This is a genomic window from Paenibacillus sp. DMB5 (genome assembly GCF_001517085.1).
Lineage (GTDB): Bacteria > Bacillota > Bacilli > Paenibacillales > Paenibacillaceae > Paenibacillus_AQ.
Genome location: NZ_LRAC01000163.1, coordinates 52,493 through 66,586, shown reverse-complemented (window position 1 = coordinate 66,586; position 14,094 = coordinate 52,493). Strand labels below are relative to the sequence as shown.

Annotated in this window: 18 protein-coding genes and 1 riboswitch; of the genes, 15 read left to right on the top strand and 3 right to left on the bottom strand. The window is 54.3% G+C overall.

Going from position 1 to position 14,094, the window contains the following annotated elements; all coding sequences use genetic code 11:
* Positions 1-147 precede the first annotated feature (147 nt).
* The 5 genes from AWJ19_RS30125 (at position 148) to AWJ19_RS30105 (ending at position 3,185) form a co-directional block, all read left to right on the top strand.
* Complete coding sequence (locus AWJ19_RS30125; RefSeq protein WP_068729030.1) at positions 148-381, top strand: hypothetical protein; 234 nt, start codon at positions 148-150, stop codon at positions 379-381.
* 55 nt (positions 382-436) lie between these two features.
* Positions 437-829, top strand: a complete 393-nt coding sequence (locus AWJ19_RS30120; RefSeq protein WP_068729028.1) for a spore coat protein — start codon at positions 437-439, stop codon at positions 827-829.
* Positions 830-1,106: 277 nt separating this feature from the next.
* Complete coding sequence (locus AWJ19_RS30115; RefSeq protein WP_039871479.1) at positions 1,107-1,607, top strand: Lrp/AsnC family transcriptional regulator; 501 nt, start codon at positions 1,107-1,109, stop codon at positions 1,605-1,607.
* Positions 1,608-1,620: 13 nt separating this feature from the next.
* Positions 1,621-2,841 (top strand): aminotransferase class I/II-fold pyridoxal phosphate-dependent enzyme, encoded by a 1,221-nt coding sequence (locus tag AWJ19_RS30110; RefSeq protein ID WP_068729026.1) that lies wholly within the window; start codon positions 1,621-1,623, stop codon positions 2,839-2,841.
* A gap of 98 nt (positions 2,842-2,939) precedes the next feature.
* Positions 2,940-3,185, top strand: a complete 246-nt coding sequence (locus AWJ19_RS30105; protein ID WP_082708205.1) for an aspartyl-phosphate phosphatase Spo0E family protein — start codon at positions 2,940-2,942, stop codon at positions 3,183-3,185.
* Between the two features lie 143 nt (positions 3,186-3,328).
* On the opposite strand, the gene AWJ19_RS30100 is transcribed toward AWJ19_RS30105, so the two are convergent.
* The gene (locus AWJ19_RS30100; RefSeq protein WP_068729022.1) at positions 3,329-4,036 is read right to left on the bottom strand and encodes a hypothetical protein; all 708 of its coding nucleotides are present in this window, start codon (positions 4,034-4,036) and stop codon (positions 3,329-3,331) included.
* A gap of 211 nt (positions 4,037-4,247) precedes the next feature.
* On the opposite strand from AWJ19_RS30100, the gene AWJ19_RS30095 reads away from it, so the two are divergent.
* The 4 genes from AWJ19_RS30095 to AWJ19_RS30080 are packed head-to-tail and all read left to right on the top strand — an operon-like array spanning position 4,248 to position 7,135.
* Positions 4,248-4,811, top strand: a complete 564-nt coding sequence (locus tag AWJ19_RS30095; RefSeq protein ID WP_068729020.1) for a cob(I)yrinic acid a,c-diamide adenosyltransferase — start codon at positions 4,248-4,250, stop codon at positions 4,809-4,811.
* A 1-nt stretch (position 4,812) separates the two neighbouring features.
* On the top strand, positions 4,813-5,775 hold the full coding sequence (locus tag AWJ19_RS30090) for an RluA family pseudouridine synthase (RefSeq protein WP_068729018.1): 963 nt from the start codon (positions 4,813-4,815) through the stop codon (positions 5,773-5,775).
* Between the two features lie 31 nt (positions 5,776-5,806).
* Entirely contained in the window at positions 5,807-6,172 is a 366-nt protein-coding gene (locus AWJ19_RS30085; protein WP_068729016.1) for an arsenate reductase family protein, read from the top strand.
* Between the two features lie 27 nt (positions 6,173-6,199).
* Complete coding sequence (locus AWJ19_RS30080; RefSeq protein WP_068729014.1) at positions 6,200-7,135, top strand: 5'-3' exonuclease H3TH domain-containing protein; 936 nt, start codon at positions 6,200-6,202, stop codon at positions 7,133-7,135.
* A 148-nt stretch (positions 7,136-7,283) separates the two neighbouring features.
* Here the strand turns inward: AWJ19_RS30080 and AWJ19_RS30075 are convergent, their stop codons facing one another.
* Positions 7,284-7,694 (bottom strand): peptide deformylase, encoded by a 411-nt coding sequence (locus AWJ19_RS30075; RefSeq protein ID WP_068729193.1) that lies wholly within the window; start codon positions 7,692-7,694, stop codon positions 7,284-7,286.
* Positions 7,695-7,879: 185 nt separating this feature from the next.
* On the opposite strand from AWJ19_RS30075, the gene AWJ19_RS30070 reads away from it, so the two are divergent.
* A complete protein-coding gene (locus AWJ19_RS30070) occupies positions 7,880-9,376 on the top strand; it encodes an alpha-N-arabinofuranosidase (protein WP_068729012.1) in 1,497 nt (498 codons plus the stop codon).
* A gap of 16 nt (positions 9,377-9,392) precedes the next feature.
* Positions 9,393-9,680, top strand: coding sequence for a DUF6171 family protein (locus tag AWJ19_RS30065; RefSeq protein WP_068729010.1), 288 nt, complete (start codon positions 9,393-9,395; stop codon positions 9,678-9,680).
* A gap of 187 nt (positions 9,681-9,867) precedes the next feature.
* On the opposite strand, the gene AWJ19_RS30060 is transcribed toward AWJ19_RS30065, so the two are convergent.
* Positions 9,868-10,800, bottom strand: a complete 933-nt coding sequence (locus tag AWJ19_RS30060; protein ID WP_068729008.1) for a MarR family transcriptional regulator — start codon at positions 10,798-10,800, stop codon at positions 9,868-9,870.
* A 137-nt stretch (positions 10,801-10,937) separates the two neighbouring features.
* A riboswitch (cobalamin riboswitch) is annotated at positions 10,938-11,127 on the top strand.
* A gap of 180 nt (positions 11,128-11,307) precedes the next feature.
* On the opposite strand from AWJ19_RS30060, the gene AWJ19_RS30055 reads away from it, so the two are divergent.
* The 4 genes from AWJ19_RS30055 to AWJ19_RS30040 all read left to right on the top strand — a co-directional run bounded on the left by AWJ19_RS30055 (position 11,308) and on the right by AWJ19_RS30040 (position 14,088).
* Complete coding sequence (locus tag AWJ19_RS30055; protein ID WP_068729006.1) at positions 11,308-12,072, top strand: energy-coupling factor ABC transporter permease; 765 nt, start codon at positions 11,308-11,310, stop codon at positions 12,070-12,072.
* Positions 12,072-12,368 (top strand): energy-coupling factor ABC transporter substrate-binding protein, encoded by a 297-nt coding sequence (locus AWJ19_RS30050; RefSeq protein ID WP_068729003.1) that lies wholly within the window; start codon positions 12,072-12,074, stop codon positions 12,366-12,368. Before AWJ19_RS30055 ends, AWJ19_RS30050 begins: the two co-directional genes overlap by 1 nt.
* Positions 12,352-13,134, top strand: a complete 783-nt coding sequence (gene cbiQ / locus AWJ19_RS30045; protein ID WP_068729001.1) for a cobalt ECF transporter T component CbiQ — start codon at positions 12,352-12,354, stop codon at positions 13,132-13,134. The genes AWJ19_RS30050 and cbiQ overlap by 17 nt, the downstream gene beginning before the upstream one ends.
* 99 nt (positions 13,135-13,233) lie before the next feature.
* Entirely contained in the window at positions 13,234-14,088 is an 855-nt protein-coding gene (locus AWJ19_RS30040; RefSeq protein WP_068728999.1) for an ABC transporter ATP-binding protein, read from the top strand.
* Positions 14,089-14,094 lie beyond the last annotated feature (6 nt).

Genomic DNA, 14,094 nt, shown 5'->3' with positions numbered 1-14,094 from the left:
AAAGTAGTATTGGCTGTCCTGTTTGCGCTGATACAAAGGATACAGGACCATTTTATTCTGGCAGATACGTTGCAGAAGCTACATAAACCATAAGCTGCAGCGGCATAATAAGGACTGCTTGTACATTAAGAAGGAGGGAATTACAGAATGCATTCAAATCAAATGCAGGCGCTGAGCGGCAAAGAACTGGAATACATCGCCGACTCCATTTCCAACGAAGATCTGCTTATCAAACAGCTGGCTGCAACCGCAGGTACAACCCAGAACCAGACGGTTCAGCAAATCTGCGTCCAGCAGATTCAGAGCCACACTCAGCACATGAATACGCTGATCCAGCTGATGCAGCAGCATCAGCAATATGCACCGACACAGCCGCAATAATGACATGAACTTCTTTTAGCCAACAATCTATATACAAAAACAGGAGGTAATGCTAGTGTACGCTCAAAACGGAACTGCATTTATGGCAGACGAGGACTTGCTGAATACTGTGCTTGCGGATTTGAAGCGCACGGTTCGCGAGTATACGACCGCTGCAACCGAATCGAATTGTCCGACTGTCCGCCGGGTATTCAATGATTTGACCATGGATACTCTCCGCCTGCAGGGGGATCTGTATACCCAGATGTCACAGATGAACATGTATACTGCGCCGGGAAAAGCGCTGCGCCAGGATGTGGACAAGCAGATCCAGACTGCACATCAGACGCAGGCAAAATGCCAGCAGTTTGTGCAGCAGAAAACAGGCGGCGCCGGAGCATACAACCAGGCTGCGGGAATACCGGTGCATCAGCCGAATGTGCAGAGTCACAACCCTTACTATATGTAAACCTGCCCGGCAGGCGGTGAAGCACAGCTTACGCCGCTGCCTTTAGAGGCTATACACAGTCCGTTCACACCGGGAATCCCGGCAGAACGGGCTTTTTCTGCTGCAGAGGATAACGGCGGAGCCCATGGATGAATAAGCTGTACAGCCGGCATCCGGTCTTGTGCAGGGTTATTTTGTTTGCAGAAGCGACATTTTCGTGTCATATTAGTATTAAACTCTTTTCGCTGTGCCGCGCTGAAGAATTTAGGCCGGCAGGCGAACTATCCGGGGGGAAGGCATGAAGGAAATGGACGAATTAAAGAGGAAAGTGCTGGAACTGCTCAAGGAGGACGCCCGGAGCTCTGCGGCGCTGATGGCGACCCTGCTTGGAGCGGAGGAAGAAGATGTCAAGACGGCGATTGAGCAGATGGAAAAGGATCATGTCATCGTAAAATATGCGACTGTCGTGAACTGGGATAAAGTGAGCGATGAGCGTGTAACCGCACTGATCGAGGTGCAGATTACGCCTGAGCGCGGCCGCGGCTTTGAAGGCATAGCGGAGCGCATCTATCTGTATCCGCAGGTGAAATCGGTCTATCTGATGTCCGGCGCCTATGACCTGCTGGTCGAAGTGGAGGGACGCAACCTCCGCGAGGTCGCCAATTTTGTATCCGAGAAGCTCTCGCCGATTGATTCGGTGCTTTCAACCAAAACCAACTTTACGCTCAAAAAATACAAACAGGACGGTATCATCTTTGAAGAGCATGAAGAGGACAATCGTCTGCTGATATCTCCGTAAAGGAAGTAATCATATGATCACGAATAATCAGAAGCAGACCGGAGAATCAGGCAAATCCATGAATTCCTATCTGGCGCCGCTGGTTCAGCAGATCCAGCCGTCGGGGATCCGCAAGTTTTTTGATCTGGCCGCAGGCAGCAAGGACATTATTTCACTCGGTGTCGGCGAGCCCGATTTCAAGACGCCCTGGCATGTCAGGGAAGCCTGCGTCTATTCATTAGAGAGAGGCTTTACCGGTTATACTTCCAATGCCGGGATGCCCGAGCTGCGTGAAGGGATTGCGAATTACCTGCATTCCCGGTTTGCAGTTACCTATAATCCCGCCAACCAGATTATCGCAACGGTAGGCGGCAGTGAAGCGATTGACCTGGCGCTCCGCGCCCTCATCTCGCCCGGAGACGAAATTCTGATTCCTGAACCGTGTTATATCTCCTACTCACCGATTACATCCATCGGCGGGGGGATCCCGGTCGGAATCGAAACCTTCGGCGAGAATAACTTCAAGCTGACAGCGGCAGATCTTGAAGCCAAGATTACACCACGGTCGAAGATCCTGATCCTGTGTTATCCGAGCAATCCTACAGGTGCCATTATGACCCGTGAGGACTGGGAACCGATTGCCAAGGTAGTCGAGAAGCATGATCTGATTGTCATCTCTGATGAGATTTATGCCGAGCTGACCTATGGCAGCAATCATGTAAGCTTCCCGTCGCTGCCCGGCATGATGGACCGCACGATTCTGGTAAGCGGCTTCTCCAAGGCCTTTGCAATGACCGGCTGGCGGATGGGCTATGCCTGCGGGCATCCTGATCTGATCTCCGCGATGCTGAAGATCCACCAGTACACTGTGATGTGTGCACCTTCCATGGGCCAGGTTGCCGCTCTGGAGGCACTCACCAACGGGATGGAGGAGAAGGACCGGATGACGGACTCTTATAACCAGCGCCGCCGCCTGATCGTTAAGGGTCTCAGGGATGCCGGACTGGAGTGCCATGAGCCGCAGGGTGCGTTTTATGCTTTTCCAAGCATTCAGCGTACAGGGCTTACTTCCGACCAGTTTGCCCAGCGCCTGCTGATGGAGTACAAAGTGGCCGCAGTGCCGGGCAGTGTGTTCGGTCTCGGCGGTGAAGGCTATCTGCGCTGCTCATATGCAACCTCCGTAGCCCAGCTGAACGAAGCCATTGAACGGATCGGGGCATTTGTACTGCAGCTTGAACGGGAGCGGACGGAATAAGACAGCTGAAATTGTGATGAGCCGGAGCATGGCAATCAATGGAACTTCCTCTTGGGGTATGGTATTATTTGACTATTCCATTTTATTAGGGGGAACGAATGATGCTCATGGGTGATTGTTACCTGCCTTCCTACGGCGGGGGATGCTATCCGCAGAACGGGCATTCTGCTGTGGATGCTGCTGCTGCGCGCAAGCGGACTCTGGAAGATGAAATTCTGGTTCTCCGCAGCAGAATGGAGCAGATATTTGTACAGGAGAAATCCTTTACCTCTGAGCTTGTCATTGAGATCAGCTGTCTGCTGGACCTCAAAATAAATGAATATATGAGGGGGGCATACCACTAAGCCTGGCTTATGTGGAGATTCCCCTTATACAGAGAGCCTTCGGGCTCTTTTTTTATGTTAATCATGAGCAGCCGGAGCATATGCACCGTGAAATGATTGATTTTCTCAAAGAAGACCTGGTGTGACCGTTCAAGCCCTGAAGCTTACTGTCTGCTCTTGCGTGCAGCCCTGCGTCTTCCTGTATAAATCGCTACCCCGGAGCTCACAAACGTCAGGATAAAGAACAGAACATAATCAATAAGCTCCCGCCCCGGGTTGCTATAATAATTAAATAAATTGGCCGCGATAAACAGCAGCACCAGAAGCACGTCATTTCTCCGCTGTTTGCGCCGGTTGTCGCCGGATATTTTGTCGCTAAAGCTCTTATAGCCGTTATAATCCTCGATGAACGCCGCGTCCGCCCGCGAGGTGTTCTCTTCACTGTGCTTATACAAAAGGGAGTGCAGCAGCGTCGCATCCTTATATTGGCTGCCTATGATGATTCGCGGATGCTGGGGGCTGTGCACGTAAAATGCCCCTTCGATCAGTTCCACATAGATCCGGTCAAGATCAAGCGTAACGATTTTTTTGTATTCCCTGTAACGCATTGTCTTGTTGTCCAGTTCCACAAAGGAATTGCTGATCTGAAAAATGTAAGCCAGGCTGAGCAGCAGAAACAGGGCGCCGAGGCTGACCAGCAGTAATAATGCTCCGGTTTCAGCCTGATATAAGCCGTACCCGATAAAAAACAGTGACATAAGAATAGTACAGGCGGCAATTACATAATGATAGCGCGACATACGGAAAACTAACGGATAAAGCTGATTTCCCGTTTCGACTGGCTCAATCCTCGGATTTATTCGTACACGCATCACAATCAGCCTCCTTGAGGGCTTGTTTACCGCTTTATTAACCGAAATATTCCTTTCTAATCCGGATTGTAAAAGGAATGGACGTACAAATAAAAATGGCTGAGGCAGTTATTTACATGGCAGAAATGCCGGGCTTTATTTGCCTAATCTGTACAGATGCGATTACACTATAATTATGTGATTTATTGTGCTGAGGGGGAGGAAGATTACTATGGCGATTTATACGCGTACGGGGGATAAAGGAGAGACCTCAGTGATCGGCGGCCGGGTAGGCAAGGACGATGTCCGTGTCGAGGCCTATGGAACGATAGATGAGCTGAACAGCTTTGTCGGGCAGGCCCGCAGCCTGATGGAGGATGAGAGATTCAGCGATGTGCGGGAGCAGCTGCTGGAGATTCAGCATGAGCTGTTCGACTGCGGCTCGGATCTGGCTTTTGTGAAGCTTAGCGAGAATAAGTATAAGGTTAAAAGCGAGATGGCTGTCCGCCTGGAAGGCTGGATTGACCAGCTGCAGGCGGAGAATCCGGTGCTGGAGCGCTTCATCCTGCCGGGAGGCAGCCAGCTGTCCTCGGTGCTGCATGTCTGCCGCACGGTCTGCCGGCGGGCGGAGCGGCGCGCGGTTACGCTAGGGCGCAGCGCAGACATTAATCCGGAGGCGGTTATCTATCTGAACCGGCTGTCGGACTATTTCTTTGCGCTCGCGCGGGCGGCAAATACAAGGCTGGGGATTGCTGACGTTGAATATGTGCGCAGCAAAAAGGTGTTCCGTAAATAAGATGAGCAGCTATTACCCGCCGATCACGTATATTGTGCCGCCGTCAGAGGACGGCTGGCTGCTCAAAACCATCCTCCAGAAGCGGATGGATGTCTCCCGCAAGCTGCTGTCCCGGCTCAAAATGACCGAGCAGGGCATTATGCTGAACGGGGAACGCGTATATATCAGTGTTAAGGTTGCCGGCGGTGACCGGGTGGAGATCCGGATGGAGCAGGAGACGTCAGCGGACATCCTGCCGCAGGATATCCCCTTCGATATTCTGTACGAAGACGAGCATCTGCTGGTGGTCAACAAGGCAGCCGGGATGATTGTCCACCCGACACACGGGCATTACACAGATACACTGGCTAACGGAGTAGTGCATTACTGGGCAGCCAAAGGGGAGCAGTACCGCTTCCGGCCGGTCCACCGGCTGGACCAGGAGACCTCCGGCGTACTGGTGATCGCCAAGAACCCGTACAGCCACCAGCATATCTCCGAGCAGATGATTGCCGGCACGGTGGACAAGCGTTACGCCGCTTTTGTGCACGGAGTACCTGCTTCGCCTGCAGGCGATATCGACGGCCCCATCGACCGCGACCCGGCAGAGCCGCACCGGCGGATCGTGACGCCGGACGGCTATCCCTCCCTGACCCGCTACAAGGTCATGGAGGTCTATGGAGACCGCGCGGCGCGGGTCGAGCTGAAGCTGGAGACCGGCCGCACCCACCAGATCCGGGTGCACATGAGCTCGGTCGGCTGCCCGCTGATCGGCGACGGCATGTACCGGCATCCGCTGTACGGGAGCGGAACGGGAGCGGAGCAGCTAGCGGGCATTGCAGAGCTGGATGCGGCGATTCCGCGCCAGGCTCTGCATGCGGTGCGGCTGTCGTTCAAGCATCCGATTGGGCTGGGCGGGCTGGTTTTTGAAGCACCGCTGCCGCCTGATATGGCCTTGCTGGAGCACAAGCTGCGGCAAATATAAATTTATTTCATAGTCACCGAAGGAGCCATATATGAGTCACTTAAAAGTCTATCAATATCCGAAATGCAGTACCTGCCGCAGCGCAGTGAAATGGCTGAAGGAGCAGGGGCATGAGCTTGAGCTTCAGCATATCGCCGAACAGCCGCCCACCGTCGAGGAGCTTCGCGTGCTGGTGGCGGACAGCGGCCTGCCGCTGAAGAAGTTTTTTAATACGAGCGGTGAAGTGTATAAGGAATTGGGCCTGAAGGACAAGCTGGCCGGCCTTAGTGAGGATGAGCAGCTTGAGCTGCTGGCCGGTCATGGAATGCTGATTAAGCGTCCCGTGGTTACTGACGGCAAGAAGGTCACAGTAGGCTATAAGGAAGAGCAATACAAGGAAACCTGGAGCAACGTCTAATTTTATATAAATAAGGAGAGGTTACACATGAGTTCAGAAACAACGGGCCGGGTAATGATCGTCGACGGAATGGCTCTGCTGTTCCGGGCCTTTTATGCGACCTCTTATGGAGGATATATCCGCAAAACGAAGGCCGGACTTCCGACCAATGCGGTGTACGGATTTTTACAGTATTTTTTTGACGCGGTGAGCACGTTTGAGCCTTCCCATGTGGTCTGCTGCTGGGATATGGGCAAGGGGACCTTCCGCACGGAGAAGTACGACGGATACAAATCGAACCGGATCGATGCGCCGCTGGAGCTGATTCCGCAGTTTGACCTGGTAAAAGAAGTGGTAGCGGAGCTTGGCGTACCGAATATCGGACTGGCCGGCTATGAAGCGGATGACTGCATCGGTACGCTGGCTGCCTGCTACGGCGAAGAATCAGAGGTTTACATTCTCACCGGTGATCATGATATGCTGCAGCTGGTTACGGACAACGTCAAGGTCGTTATTATGAAAAAAGGCCGTTCCAACTATAAGGTGTATGATCCGGCTGAGCTGCTGGAGGAAAAGGGCCTTACGCCAAGACAGGTCATTGACCTCAAGGGTTTTATGGGGGATACAAGCGACAACTATCCAGGCGTCAAGGGTATCGGCGAAAAAACAGCACTGAAGCTGCTTACCGAATACGGCAGCGTAGAGGGTGTAATCGAGAACCTGGAGGCTCTGCCCAAGGGCGTACGCTCCAAGATCGAAGCGGATCTGGACATGCTGCATCTGTCGCGCGAGCTGGCGGAAATCCGCTGTGATGTGCCGGTGGTCTGCACTTTGGCGGAATGCCTCTGGGAGCTGCAGCGCGACACGGCGGCCCGCAAATTCCAGGAGCTGGAGTTCGGCAGCCTGATGCATCTCATCGGCGGGATCGCCGAGGCCCGTGATGAGCGCGGTATCGTGCAGATCGAGCTGGGCGATTTGGGTTAAACGCAAGGATACCGGGCAAGAGGCTTTACGGAGGCCTGGTACTCTATACCATAAAATACAAAAGCACCTTTGGATCATTTACGGTCCAGAGGTGCTTTTTGTATGGATGCCTGAAAAATGACTTGAGCAGTCCGCTATTTTACCGCACTCAAATAATAATTCCTTCACAGTGATCGACCTCATGCTGAATGATCTGGGCTGTGAAATCGCTAAAGACCTGCTTCTGCTGCTTGAAGTTGCGGTCCAGGAACTCGACCTCAATGGAATTGTAGCGTACCGTATGCCGTACGCCTTCCAGGGAAAGACAGCCTTCCTCTGTTTCATAGGGGCCGTTACGTTTGGTGATGACCGGATTGATCATGCCTACATGTACCGGCCCGATGCTGAAGGCAATAATTCGCTTGTTGATACCGATCATGTTAGCTGCCAGGCCGACACACCGGTCTGCATTGGCCCGCAGCGTGTCCAGAAGGTCATCGAGCACCTGAAGGTCCTCCTCAGTTGCCGGAACGGACTTCTGGCTTAAGATAATCATATCTTTACAAATGGGTCTGATCATAATAATCTCCATGTCTGCTTTATTTGGCTGTAAGCCGCCACTGCTATAATAGCACTTCAAGATCAGCCGTAACAATCGGAGCCTTGATTTAAAGATTGACGGAAGGAACTGGCAGTGCTTATAATATTAATATATAAGTTTAATAATTAATATTTATATTAACTAATGAGAGGTGGCATTTTTTTATGGCTCAGCGTGCAGTACTGAATGCAGACATCCGCAAAGGGACGATCAACCGCAATATTTACGGGCATTTCTCCGAACATCTGGGACGCTGCATTTATGAAGGGATCTGGGTGGGAGAGGATTCGCCGATTCCCAATACGAAGGGTATCCGCAACGATGTTGTGGAAGCGCTTAAGGAAATCAAAATTCCGGTGCTACGCTGGCCGGGCGGCTGTTTTGCCGACGAGTACCACTGGAAGGACGGCATCGGTCCGCGCGAAGGCCGCAAACGGATGATTAATACACACTGGGGCGGCACAGTGGAGAACAACCATTTTGGTACCCATGAATTTATGGAGCTGTGCACCATGCTGGAGTGTGAGCCGTACATCAACGGCAACGTGGGCAGCGGCACCGTTCAGGAAATGTCCGAATGGGTGGAGTACCTGACATTTAACGGCGTGTCCCCGATGGCGGAGCTGCGCAAGGAGAACGGCCATGAGGAGCCTTGGAGCGTATCCTATTTTGGCGTGGGGAATGAGAACTGGGGCTGCGGCGGCAACATGCGTCCTGAGTATTATGCCGATCTGTACCGCCGTTACCAGACTTATGTGCGCAACTACGGTGACAACAAGATCCACCGGATCGCATGCGGCGCGAATGTAGATGACTACAACTGGACGGAAGTGCTCATGCGTGAAGCAACCCGGTTCATGGATTCGCTGACTTTGCACTATTACACAATCCCGACGGGTGAATGGAACAACAAGGGGGCGGCTACCGGGTTTGAGGCCAAGGAGTGGTTCTCCACTCTGAAAGCGGCGCTTCGCATGGATGAGCTGGTTACCCGCCACAGCGTTATTATGGATAAGTATGATCCGGAGAAGCGTGTCGGCCTGATCGTCGATGAATGGGGAACCTGGTATGATGTGGAGCCGGGCACGAATCCGGGCTTCCTGTATCAGCAGAACTCGATCCGCGATGCGCTGGTTGCCGGGCTGACCCTGAATATTTTCCACAAGCACAGCGACCGGGTGCGGATGGCGAACATTGCCCAGACGATAAACGTGCTGCAGGCTGTCATTCTTACCGAAGGCGATAAAATGATCCTGACCCCTACGTACCATGTATTCAACATGTACAAGGTGCATCAGGATGCGCAGCTGCTGGATCTGGCTCTGGAGAGCGGAGTATACAGCTTCGAGGGCAGCGAAATTCCGGAAGTGTCTGCATCCGCTTCTGTCAACGCAGAGGGAGTGATTCATGTGAGCCTGTGCAACCTGAATCATGCAGCAGCAGCCAAGCTGCCGCTGGAGCTGCGCGGACTTGCCGGCCAGGAGGTTGAAATTACCGGCACAACGCTGGCCGGAGCCTCTATTGATGCGCATAATACCTTCAGTGATCCGGAAGCGGTGGCTCCGCAGCCGTTCACGGCCTTCAGCCTGGAAGACGGCATAATCAGCGTGGAGCTGGCTCCGATGTCGGTGACCGTACTGGCCATTAAGCCGAGAGCCTGAAGAAGGTGATCTTAGGATGAGCACAGCTTCTGCCTGCAAGGGCTGCCGGGAAGAATACAAGGTTACGGAGGCGCAGATTGCCCGGATTCTGGCGTCCTCCATGTTTAATCCGGATAACACCGCCCCGGAGGAGGTATATGCCGCCCGTTACGCGATCTGCACAGCATGTCCCAAGCTGCAGGACGGCGTGACCTGTACAGCCTGCGGCTGCATCATTCCGGTCGTTGCCCGCCTGAAGGCGCGCGGCTGCCCCCTGCCGGGGGGCGGGCTGTGGCAGCCTATGCCCGCGCCTGCGGGGGAATAAGCTGCCATGGGCGCTTCAGGCACTTAATATGAAGGCGGCAGTCCGCATAATGCAAAGCAGCGGCAGTCATGGACGAGGAGATACGTCCGCGGCTGCCGCTTTTTTTGTGTTGTATTGTTGCAGAGGTCCCGCTGCAGCCGGGGCGCAGCGGACAGATACCGCTGTAATGTATTGCTTACCGGTGATGTTAACCGGCAGGTTCAGCAAGAGGTGCGCCATCGGTATAGAACAGCTCAACGACCAGATCGTCGTTGTAGTTGCCGAAGCCTTTGCCGAACAGGGTGAGTCCGCCGATATGCTCGGCATCCTCCTCAACAGAGAGGCGGAAGGTCCATTGCTTGTCGCGGATGCCGACTTGATCGAGCGTAATATCCGATAGCTTGAGGCCGTCCATGAAGGTTCCCTTCGGCGTTATGCGCAGCTGCTTCAGCAGCCCGTACTGGTTGGTAAGCGCAGGCCACCAGGAGGGGGTATACTTGCCGCGGCTGTCGCCGTAGTCGCCCGGGCTCGTCCAGAAGCCGAGTACGGTGCCGTTCAGGGTAAAGGTGATATCCGAAGGCCAGTTATTGTTGATCGACGGTGCCTCGGAGGCGATTTCCATTGTGATCACAAGCTCCTCCGGCTGCTGGCTGGATAACAGGAAATTGGGAATTTTGTATTCGACAAAGCCTTTACCGAACCAGAGAATGCCGGCATTCATCCGCTCCATATCCCAGAAGTAGCGCGGATCGTCGAAGCTGCCAATTACCTGTGTGGTGGTGGCAAGACCACAGGTAGGTTCAATCTGGAAGTCGGAGTAATGCCCGACAGGAATCTCCTTGCGGTGGGCTTTGCGCTCTGTTTTGTCCGGGGCCGGGAAGAGAATTTCGGCCCGCTCGGCTGCAAGGGAGCAAATCTTCTGCAGACCGCTTTTTCCGGGAGCCATATGGGTAGTAATCAGACCGGCCGCCTCCAGCTTGCGCACATGCATCGTCATGATGGCACTGCTGAGATTCACTGCACCGGCCAGCTCCTTGACGTTCATCGGCTGTACCGCAAGCAGCCGGAGCATGTGCAGGCGTACTGCACTGGATAAGGCTTCATAGACCGGCAGGGAGTCTTCGGTAAGATCAAGTTTCATGGTGAACCTCCGTTACATGTTAATTAATTAATAATTATATTAGTTAAGGGGATTTTACACAAGCCAAATCAAAGAAAGCTTCCGGTTCACTTTTATCACAGACAAGCTTATCCGCAGACTAATATAATGTACTCGATAAAATAGCAAGCGAACAAGGTGCCCTTGCCGGAGCAAGGGGTAACAGGGAATCGGGTGCAACTCCCGAGCGGTCCCGCCACTGTAAGAAAGAGCCAGGCTCCAGCATGTCACTCGGGCAAGTACCGGGGAAGACGGGGCAGGGCGTTATGATTTCGAGCCAGGAGACCTACCTTGTAAGCGCACACCACGACTCTACGCGGATAGGAGCGGTGTACGAATAGGTTCAGGAATTGAGGACGTCCGGCACTGCTGCAGGCAGAGGGCTCTCTTTTTGCATACCTGATGACGTACATATACTTCCGCCTCTCAAAGGGCGGGAGTTTTTAGTCTGCAACTGTACAAAACAGTGATATTGGAAGGGGAAAAGGTATGGGGAAAAGCGGAATTTGGCGTTTTGCAGCGCTGATCGCGGGATTTACCGTCTATTTTTTGATGAATGAACCGGGAACGGCGGCAGCAATGCACATCATGGAGGGGTTTTTACCTGTAGGCTGGGCTGTCTTCTGGTGGGCGGTGTTTATTCCGTTTTTTGTGCTGGGCATTGTCAGATTGAACCAAATGACCAGGGATAACCCGGAGCTGAAGCTGCTGCTCGGCTTGTCCGGAGCATTCACCTTTGTGCTGTCAGCGCTCAAAATGCCCTCCGTCACCGGCAGCAGCTCCCATCCGACCGGGACAGGCCTCGGCGCAATCATGCTGGGGCCGCTGCCAATGAGTGTCATCGGCTCGGTGGTGCTGCTGTTCCAGGCACTATTGCTGGCGCATGGCGGCATAACGACACTTGGGGCAAATGCTTTTTCGATGGCGGTGGCCGGACCGTTTGCCGGTTATGCCGTGTACAGGCTAATCATGAAATCCGGCAACCGTGAAAAGCTGGCCGTATTCTGCGCCGCAGCCGTTACGGATCTGATGACCTATCTGGTGACATCGTTCCAGCTGGCTGTTGCTTTCCCGGCGGCGGATGGCGGAGTGCTTGGCTCACTTATGAAATTCGGCGGGATTTTTGCTGTAACCCAGATTCCGCTGGCGGTAAGTGAAGGGCTGCTGACCGTGCTGCTGTGGAACTGGCTTAAGTCATACAGTCCGAATGAGCTGTCGCTGCTCAAGCGGCAAACCAAAGGGGGAAGCCTGTAATGAAAAGCATATGGAAAAACGGACTGATGCTGCTTGCGGTCGTCCTTCTGGTCGTGCTTCCGCTGCTGTTTGTGAACGGGGAGTTCGGTGGAGCCGATGATGCCGCGGAGGGAATAATCACCGAGATTGCCCCGGACTATAAGCCCTGGTTTGAACCGCTGACGGAGCTGCCGGGTGAAACGGAAAGCATGCTGTTTGCGCTGCAGGCGGCAATCGGAGCCGGAGTGATCGGGTACACCATAGGACTGCTGAGAGGCAGGCAGGACCGGCAGAAGCTGAATGATCAGAAAAATTGATGCCTGTGTATCCATGAACGCATTGCGCCTGCTGTCCCCCATGTGGAAAAGCCTGTTCACTGCACTGATGTTCGTCCTTGCCTGCACGCTTCATCCGGTACTGCAGGCCGTGATTACGGTCTGGATGATGGTATGGTGTACAGTCTATGCCCGAATTCCGCTCCGTATCTACGGGCTGTTGTCCGGTACGGCGCTGCTGTTCTGCGTTATGAGCATGCCGGCGCTGCTGCTGGAATTCGGGCATCCTGCAGGCGGCCAGGCGGCGGGGCTGTATCAGCTTCCTGATCTGCCGCTATACATTACGGCAGACGGTCTGCAGCGTGCCGGACTGCTGCTGGCGAGGGTGGCCGCCTGCATGAGCTGTTTCCTGTTCCTTGTTTTTACAACGCCGTTCCATGAGCTTCTCCAGGTGCTCCGCAGGCTGCGGATGCCGCAGATTGTGCTGGAGCTGATGCTGATTATGTACCGTTTTCTGTTCATACTCGGGGACACGGCACAGGGCATGCTGCTGGCACGGACACTGCGCGGCGGAAAAAGGGGCTTCCGGGCCAGGCTGGGTGTGACTGCTGACATGGCAGGAGCATTGTTTGCCGGTACGATGAGCCGTTATTACGGGCTGTTGCAGGGGATGACAGCCCGCGGATTTACCGGGGAGATCATGCTGCCCCCTTATGTACCGAGGCCGGTACCGCTTAAATATTCTTTGCAGGCCTATGCTGGCATAGTGTTGCTGCTGCTGGCGCAGTGGTGGATTGTAAGTCATTAGAAGACGGCGCGCAGGCGGAGGGCTGAGAGGCCCGGAGGATTCCGCACAGGGAAATCATTCAGCCGGGATAGGCCCGGAATTAAGGAGCTTACAACAGAAATGGAATACAGTCTGTCTTTTGACGGTGTCGTGTTCCGTTATCCGGACACGGCAGAGCCGGCCCTGAAGGAGCTGAGCTTTAAGGTTCCGCAGGGCAGCAGAACGGCAGTGCTTGGCCATAACGGCTCAGGCAAATCTACGCTGTTCCTGCATGCCGTAGGCGTGCTGCGTCCGCAGCAGGGCTGTATCACAGTCTCGGGCAGACCGCTCGTCTATTCACGCAAGGAGCTGGGGAGGCTGCGGCGCACTGCGGGTCTGGTGTTCCAGGACCCCGAGCAGCAGCTGATCCTGAGTACCCCGCAGGATGATATTTCATTCGGGCTGCGGGGTACCGGGATGGATGAGAGGGAGATCCGCCGGCGCTGCAGTGAAGTGATTGAACTGCTGAAGCTGGAGGAATTCAAGGACAAGCCGGTCCATCAGCTCAGCCTGGGCCAGAAAAAGAGGACCGCACTTGCAGGTGTGCTGGCAATGGAACCGGAGCTGATTCTGCTCGATGAGCCGACAGCCTATCTGGATCCAATGTCTGAAGCGCAGCTGCTCTCCGGTCTGGAGAACATCCATGCGGCGGGAACGACAGTTGTAATGGCAACACACGATATGAACCTGGCTTACCGCTGGGCGGACTGGATTATTGTGCTGGACCGCGGAAGCTGTCTGGCGGAGGGGACGGCCGGGGAGATATTTGGCGGTCACGCTGCGCTGCAGCAAGCCGGGCTCGGTCTGCCGCTGCTGGCAGAGCTGTGGTACAGCCTGCCAGGAAGTCTGACGGCGGTATACCCTGCTCCCCGGACGGCGGGAGATTTCAAGGCCGCCCTGCAGCAGCTGCTCGGCAGTGCCGGAAGCGGAGTATAACAGATC

Bases quoted from the DNA above. Each gene is read 5' to 3' on its own strand.
- AWJ19_RS30125 (WP_068729030.1), top strand. From the start codon at position 148: ATGCATTCAAATCAAATGCAGGCGCTGAGCGGCAAAGAACTGGAATAC.
- AWJ19_RS30115 (WP_039871479.1), top strand. From the start codon at position 1,107: ATGAAGGAAATGGACGAATTAAAGAGGAAAGTGCTGGAACTGCTCAAG.
- AWJ19_RS30110 (WP_068729026.1), top strand. From the start codon at position 1,621: ATGATCACGAATAATCAGAAGCAGACCGGAGAATCAGGCAAATCCATG.
- AWJ19_RS30105 (WP_082708205.1), top strand. From the start codon at position 2,940: ATGATGCTCATGGGTGATTGTTACCTGCCTTCCTACGGCGGGGGATGC.
- AWJ19_RS30100 (WP_068729022.1), bottom strand. From the start codon at position 4,036: ATGCGTGTACGAATAAATCCGAGGATTGAGCCAGTCGAAACGGGAAAT.
- AWJ19_RS30095 (WP_068729020.1), top strand. From the start codon at position 4,248: ATGGCGATTTATACGCGTACGGGGGATAAAGGAGAGACCTCAGTGATC.
- AWJ19_RS30090 (WP_068729018.1), top strand. From the start codon at position 4,813: ATGAGCAGCTATTACCCGCCGATCACGTATATTGTGCCGCCGTCAGAG.
- AWJ19_RS30085 (WP_068729016.1), top strand. From the start codon at position 5,807: ATGAGTCACTTAAAAGTCTATCAATATCCGAAATGCAGTACCTGCCGC.
- AWJ19_RS30080 (WP_068729014.1), top strand. From the start codon at position 6,200: ATGAGTTCAGAAACAACGGGCCGGGTAATGATCGTCGACGGAATGGCT.
- AWJ19_RS30075 (WP_068729193.1), bottom strand. From the start codon at position 7,694: ATGATCAGACCCATTTGTAAAGATATGATTATCTTAAGCCAGAAGTCC.
- AWJ19_RS30070 (WP_068729012.1), top strand. From the start codon at position 7,880: ATGGCTCAGCGTGCAGTACTGAATGCAGACATCCGCAAAGGGACGATC.
- AWJ19_RS30065 (WP_068729010.1), top strand. From the start codon at position 9,393: ATGAGCACAGCTTCTGCCTGCAAGGGCTGCCGGGAAGAATACAAGGTT.
- AWJ19_RS30060 (WP_068729008.1), bottom strand. From the start codon at position 10,800: ATGAAACTTGATCTTACCGAAGACTCCCTGCCGGTCTATGAAGCCTTA.
- AWJ19_RS30055 (WP_068729006.1), top strand. From the start codon at position 11,308: ATGGGGAAAAGCGGAATTTGGCGTTTTGCAGCGCTGATCGCGGGATTT.
- AWJ19_RS30050 (WP_068729003.1), top strand. From the start codon at position 12,072: ATGAAAAGCATATGGAAAAACGGACTGATGCTGCTTGCGGTCGTCCTT.
- cbiQ (WP_068729001.1), top strand. From the start codon at position 12,352: ATGATCAGAAAAATTGATGCCTGTGTATCCATGAACGCATTGCGCCTG.
- AWJ19_RS30040 (WP_068728999.1), top strand. From the start codon at position 13,234: ATGGAATACAGTCTGTCTTTTGACGGTGTCGTGTTCCGTTATCCGGAC.